The 6,497-nt window shown below is 69.6% G+C and carries 1 protein-coding gene and 1 pseudogene; both read right to left on the bottom strand.

Annotated features, from left to right (window positions below; all coding sequences use genetic code 11):
- Window positions 1–1,009 (bottom strand): condensation domain-containing protein (locus AABA78_RS38700; RefSeq protein WP_338270566.1); only part of this gene is annotated, 1,009 nt, incomplete at its 3' end.
- 473 nt (window positions 1,010–1,482) lie between these two features.
- Window positions 1,483–6,471, bottom strand: a pseudogene (locus AABA78_RS38695) (amino acid adenylation domain-containing protein); the annotation flags it as partial.
- Window positions 6,472–6,497 lie beyond the last annotated feature (26 nt).

The following is a 6,497-nucleotide window of genomic DNA, read 5'->3' as shown; positions in this document are numbered from 1 at the left end:
CCTGGGCGTTGACGAAGAGGCCGATGAGGCCTTCCACCTCTCCACGCGTGCGGCCCGCCATGGGAGAGCCGACGGTGACGTCCTCCTGGCCGGAGTAGCGGGCCATCAGCAGCTGCCAGCCCGTCAGTAGCGCCATGTAGAGGGAGGCGCCCTCCTGCTGCGCCAGGGCCTTGAGTGCGTCCGTCAACTCTCGGGGCAGCAGCACGTCATGCCGAGCCCCCCGGCCGTCGCGAATGGCGGGACGCGGGAAGTCGGTGGGCAACTCCAGCGCGGAGGGCACCCCGGCCAACTGCTGCTTCCAGTAGTCGAGTTGCTTCTCCAGCCGCGGGCCCTGCAGCCACTCGCGCTGCCAGACGCCGAAGTCCGCGTACTGCACGCCCAGGGGCGGCAGGGGCACGGGCTGGCCTCGCGCGAAGGCGCCGTAGAGCAGCGCCACCTCGCGCACCAGCAGCGTCATGGACCAGCCGTCGGAGACGATGTGGTGCACCACCACGACGAGCAGGTGCTCTCCGGGCGCCGACGTCAGCAGCAGGGCGCGCAGCAGTGGGCCCTTCGCGAGATGGAAGGGCTGGGCCGCGGCTTCACGCGCCAGCCGCCACGCCTCCTCCGGCGATGAGCCCGTGAACTCCCTGCGCTCCAGGGTGAGCACGGGCTCCGGCGACACCACCTGCACGGGCCCGGAGGCGTCCTCGCGGAAGGTGGTGCGGAGCACTTCGTGACGGCGCACCACTTCGCGCAGCGCGCGCTCCAGCACGTCCACGTCCAGCGCGCCCTCCAGCCGCACCGCCATGGGCACGTTGTAGAGAGGGCTGCCGGGCTGTAGCTGATCAATGAACCACAGGCGCTGCTGGGCGAAGGACAACGGCAACGGACGCGAGCGGTCCTGCACCGGGATGAGCCCTTGAGCAGCGCTCCCTGTGGCGGCTTTCTGTGCGGCCACCTTCCTGAGCAACTCGGCGCGCTTCTCTGGTGAGAGGTTGGCGATCCGCTTCGACAGCTCGTTGCTCATCTCGTGTACTCCGCGCTCGGGGACGCCAACGCGAGCGACACCCGGGGCGGTGGCGCTCGCGAGAACTCAGACCTGCTGCTGATTCCGGAATGACCCCCTTGCGCCGCTCTCCCGGGAGAAGCGCGAGGGTGGGTCAAATCCATTTGGGTAAGATTATTCTGCCTACGGAGGCCCTGTCATGAGGGCGGCGGAGAACCCTCTGAATGAATTCAGGTATTTGCAGGATTGCTCTGGCTCCCGGAGTTCAGGGAGGGAAGGACGTCAGATGTCCTCCGAGGTGGGACCTGCTCCTGGAGTCTCCTCCCTGAGGTCGGACGAGACAGGCCCCGGGCTTCGCGCCCGAAACGGCCGCGAGCCACCTTCGCAACCGGACGGCGCATGGCTTGAGCCATGGATCAGGGACGCCGCGCGAACGGACCCACCGTCGCGATGATCCGCGACGGCGGGTCTCCCATTTCACTCCAGGCTCGGAGTCAGCGCCCCGTGGCCTGACGGGGGGCGCTGCCCGACGCCTGCGTGAGCGCAGCCCGCAGGCGCTCGACGACGGGCGCGAGGTGCGGGTCCTGCATCAGGGCGTGGTGGCCGCCGGGGACGGTGTGCACCTCCAGGCCTCCACGGACGAGGGGCTCCCAGCCGCGGTGACGCGGGAGGGTGGCGGGGGCCTCGCCAGCGCTCAGGAGCAGGGCGGTGCCTTCATACGGCCGGGGCACGTACTTCTCCTGGGCGAAGAGGTTGGCGCGGAAGACCTGGAAGAGGGCACGCAGCTGCGTGGGGCCGGAGTGCACGTCGAGGATGCGCGCCCGGATGCCTTCCTGGAGCAGGTGGTCCAGCATGGCTTCGTCACTGCCTTGGGCCAGGACGTCGTCGGAGAGGGAGAGCGCCTGGCCGAAGGCGGTGGCCGTGGCGTGGGCGAAGGCGAGCCGCGCGCGGGTTTCCGCGTCGAGGCGCGCGGTGTCCTGCGAGGGCTTCGTCAGGCCGGGGACGTGGGTGTCGATGAGCGCGAGCAGGTCCACGGCTTCGCCGGCTTCGCGCAGCCGCTGGGCTATTTCGTAGGCGACGAGTCCGCCCAGGGACCAGCCTCCGAGCTGGTAGGGGCCATGAGGCTGCACCGTGCGGATGGCTTCGATGTAGAGGCCGGCCATCTCCTCGATGGATTCGGCGACAGGGCGTCCGTCGAGGCCACGGGACTGGAGGCCGTAGACGGGCAGAGAGGGCCCGAGGCGACGCGCCAGCTCCGAGTAGGCGAGGACGTTGCCGCCGCCCGGGTGGACGAGGAAGAAGGGCCGGTGGCCGGGCTCTCCGCGCTCCAGGGGGACGAGGGGCGTCCACGCCTGCGAGTCATCGCGGAGCACCCGGGCGAGCTGCTCGACGGTGGGCTGCTGGAAGAGGACGGAGAGGGGAATGGACTGGCCCAGGCGCTCCCGCACGGCGGCGACCATGCGCACGGCGAGCAGGGAGTGGCCGCCGAGCTCGAAGAAGCTGGAGCGGACACCGACGGAGCGGACGCCGAGGACGTCCTCCCAGATTCGGGCGAGTTGCATCTCCAGGGCATCGCGAGGCGCGACGAAGTCCCGGGTCTCGCTGGCGTGGGCATCAGGCTCCGGCAGTGCCTTGCGGTCGACCTTGCCGTTGGCGTTGAGGGGCAGGGCCTCCAGAACGAGGAGTGCGGAGGGCACCATGTACTCGGGAAGCCGCTGCTTGAGGCTTGCCTTGAGTGCTTCGGAGTCCAGCGCATGGCCCTCACGCGCGGTGACGTAGCCGATGAGGCGCTTGTCCGCGTCCGTGCCCCGGGCCACGACAACGGCTTCGTTGACGCCAGGGAATGCACGCAGCGCTGCTTCGATTTCACCCAGCTCGATGCGGAAGCCGCGCACCTTCACCTGGAAGTCGACGCGGCCGAGGAAGTCGAGGGTGCCATCGGCCAACCAGCGGGCCTTGTCGCCGGTGCGGTAGAGGCGCTCGCCCGGAGTGGAGGCGACGGGGTGGGGAACGAAGCGCTCCGCGGTCAGGTCCGGGCGGTGGAGGTAGCCCCAGGCGAGGCCCTGGCCACCGACGTACACCTCACCGGCGACGCCCACGGGCACGGGGCGCAGGTGCGCGTCGAGCACGTAGGCGGTGGAGTTGGAGAGCGGACGGCCAATGGGCACCGCGCCATTCACCACCGAGTCGCGACTCAGGGTGAGCGTCGCGGAGAAGGTGGTGTTCTCCGTGGGGCCGTAGCCGTTGAGGAAGGTGGTGCCTTCGGGGATGCGGGCGAGGTGCTCTCGGACGCGCGCAGCGGGCAGCACATCACCACCGGCGAGCACCTGGCGCACCCCCGCGAGGGCCTCACCCTGGTGCAGCGCCATCTGCTCGAAGAGGGCCGCGGTGAGCCACAGGGACGTCACGCGGTGGTGGCGCAGCTGCGCGGCCAGCTCCTCCAGTGAGAGGGCATTAGGCGGAGCGAGGACGAGCTTCGCGCCGTGCAGCAGCGCGCCCCAGATTTCGAGCGTGGAGGCGTCGAAGGCAACGGGAGCGGCCTGGAGCCAGACTTCGTCCGGCCCGAAGCGCATGAAGGAGTTGCCGAGCACCAGGCGGGTGATGCCTCGGTGAGGGACGCAAACGCCCTTGGGGCGGCCCGTGGAGCCCGAGGTGAACATGACGTAGGCCAGGGCCTCGCCGTCCACTCGGACATCCGGCGCATGCGTCGGCAGCGAGGCGATGATGTCCTGCTGCGCATCCAGCCAGACGCGTTCGCCAGAAGCGGGCAGCCGGGAAGCGAAGGGCTGATGGGTAACGATGAAGTGGACGTCGGCGTCCTCCAGCAGGGCGGTGACGCGCTCCACGGGCGCATTGCGATCCACCGGGACGAAGGCCGCGCCCACCTTGAGGATGGCGAGCAGCGCCGTCACCATTTCGAAGGAGCGCTCAACGGCGAGGCCGACGCGCGCACCCGGGACGATGCCCAGGGCGCGTAGGTGGTGGGCCAGTTGGTTCGCGCGGGCTTCAAGCTGGGCGTACGTCAGCGAGCCATCCCCCAGCACCAGGGCGACGGCATGAGGCGTACGCTGGGCCTGTCGGGAGAAGTGGACGTGGACGGGGACGTCCGTCGGACTGGCAGCCGCCGTGTCATTCCACTCCACGAGGATGCGCTGACGCTCGTCGCGGGAGAGGAGGGACAGCTCCGCCAGGGACTGTTCAGGCTTCGCGGCCACAGCCTGCAGCAGCGTGCGCAGGTGGCCCGCCATCCGCTCGACGGTGCTCTGCTTGAAGAGGGCGGTGCTGTACTCCAGCGTGCCGCGCAGACCCTCAGTTCCTTCGGTGAAGAAGACGCTCACGTCGAACTTCGACGTCGAGTGGGTGGCCTCCAGGCCTCGCAGCCGCAGGTCCGGCAGTCGCACATCCTCCGTGGGCACGTTCTGGAGTGCCAGCAGCGTCTGGAAGAGGGGCGTATGGCTGAGGCTGCGCGTCGGCTGGAGGGCCTCCACGAGCTTCTCGAAGGGCACCTCCTGGTGCTCGTAGGCCTCCAGCACCGTGGCGCGCACCTGCCGAAGCAGCGACTGGAAGGACTGGCCCTCCTCCACCTTCGCGCGAAGGACGAGCGTGTTGACGAAGAAGCCAATGAGGCCCTCCGTCTCCGCGCGAGTGCGACCGGCGATGGGCGAGCCGACGGTGAGGTCCTGCTGGCCCGTGTAGCGCGCAAGCAGGCCCTGCCAGGCGGCCAGCAGCACCATGAAGAGGGAGCCGCCTTCCCTGTGGGCGAGGCCACGCAAGGCTTCCGTCAATTCACGCGACAGGGCGAAGCTGAGGGTTGCGCCCGCGGTGCTCCGGACAGCGGGGCGGGGGAAGTCGGTGGGCAACTCCAGCACGGCCGGAGCACCAGCGAGCTTTCTCTCCCACCAGGCCACCTCCTGCCGCAGCGTCTCGCCCGAAAGCGTGCGGCGCTGCCAGTCAGCGTAGTCCGCGTACTGCACCGGCAGCGCGGGCAGGGGCGACGGTTGGCCGGCGGAGAAGGCCGCGTAGAGGGCGGCAACTTCTCGCACCAGCACGCCCAGCGACCAGCCGTCGGAGACGATGTGGTGCATCGTGACGACGAGGACGTGCTCGGTTTCGTTCAGCTTGAAGAGGAGGGTGCGCAGGAGGGGGCCGGTGCGCAAGTCGAAGGGCCGGCGCATCTCCGTCTCCACGCGGGCCCGCGTCTCGGGCTCGCGCTGCGCTTCGGGCACGTCCGTGAGGTCCACGAGGGCCAGGGGTTGGTGGCTGTCAGGATGGATGACCTGGACAGGCGCTCCCTCCACCTGGGTGAAGGTGGTGCGCAGGGCGTCGTGACGGCGCACGACTTCCTGCAGGGCGCGCTCCAGCACGTCGGCGCGCAGGTGGCCTTCCAGCCGGACGGCGACGGGCACGTTGTAGAGGGCGCTGCCCGGCTCCAGTTGGTCGATGAGCCACAGCCGCTGCTGGGCGAAGGACAGCGGCAGCGGGCCGTCGTGCGAGACGCGGGTGAGTGGCGAGGCGCTGGTGCGGGTGAGTCCCTTCAGGCGAATGGCAAGGGCCTCCACGGTGGGCGACTCGAAGAGGGCGCGCAGGGGCAGTTCCACGCTGAATTCAGCGCGCACGCGGGACACCACCTGGGTGGCCAGCAGGGAGTGGCCACCCAGTTCGAAGAAGGAGTCCTTCACGCCCACCTGGGGCAGGCGAAGCACCTCCGCCCAGATGGACGCCAGCTTCGCCTCCGTCTCCGTGCGAGGTGCCTCGTAGGTGCTGCCTGACTGTGGCGCCTCCGGCTCCGGCAGGGCCTTGCGGTCCACCTTGCCGTTGGAGTTGAGAGGCAGGGCGTCCATCACCACGAAGGTGGAGGGCACCATGTACTCAGGGAGCCCCTGACGCAGCTGCGCCTTGAGGGCTTCCGCCTCCAGTGAGACGTCCGCCTTGGGAGTGACGTAGGCGACCAGCCGCTTGTCGGCGGCCTCACTCTTGGCGACGACGACGGCGTCCTTGAGGCCTGGAACTCGCCGGAGGGCCGCTTCGATTTCACCCAGTTCGATGCGGAAGCCACGCACCTTCACCTGGAAGTCGATGCGGCCGAGGTACTCCAGGCGCCCGTCCACGCGGTAACGGACGCGGTCGCCCGTGCGGTACATGCGGCCACCTGGAGGGCCGTACGGCTCGGGCAGGAAGCGCTCCGCGGTGAGTTCCGGACGCAGCAGGTAGCCGCGCGCCTGGCCTTCACCGGCGAGGTACAGCTCACCGGCGACGCCCATGGGCACAGGCTGCAACGAAGCATCCAGCACGTAGGCGCGCGTCGCAGGGAGCGGACGTCCAATGAGGGGCACCTCGTCACGGCCGACGAGTGCGGCGGTGGAGTAGGTGGTGTCCTCGGAGGGCCCGTAGAGGTTGTAGAGCTTCTGCACCGTAGGGACGGCGTAGACCTGCCTGGCCAGCGTCTCCGGCAGGGCTTCGCCCGCGAGGTTGACGACGCGCACTCCTGGAGGCACCGCATTCAGGCGCA

Source organism: Corallococcus caeni (assembly GCF_036245865.1).
Lineage (GTDB): Bacteria > Myxococcota > Myxococcia > Myxococcales > Myxococcaceae > Corallococcus > Corallococcus caeni.
The sequence above is the reverse complement of the archived record's forward strand: the minus strand, read 5'-3'. Positions and strand labels throughout refer to the sequence as shown.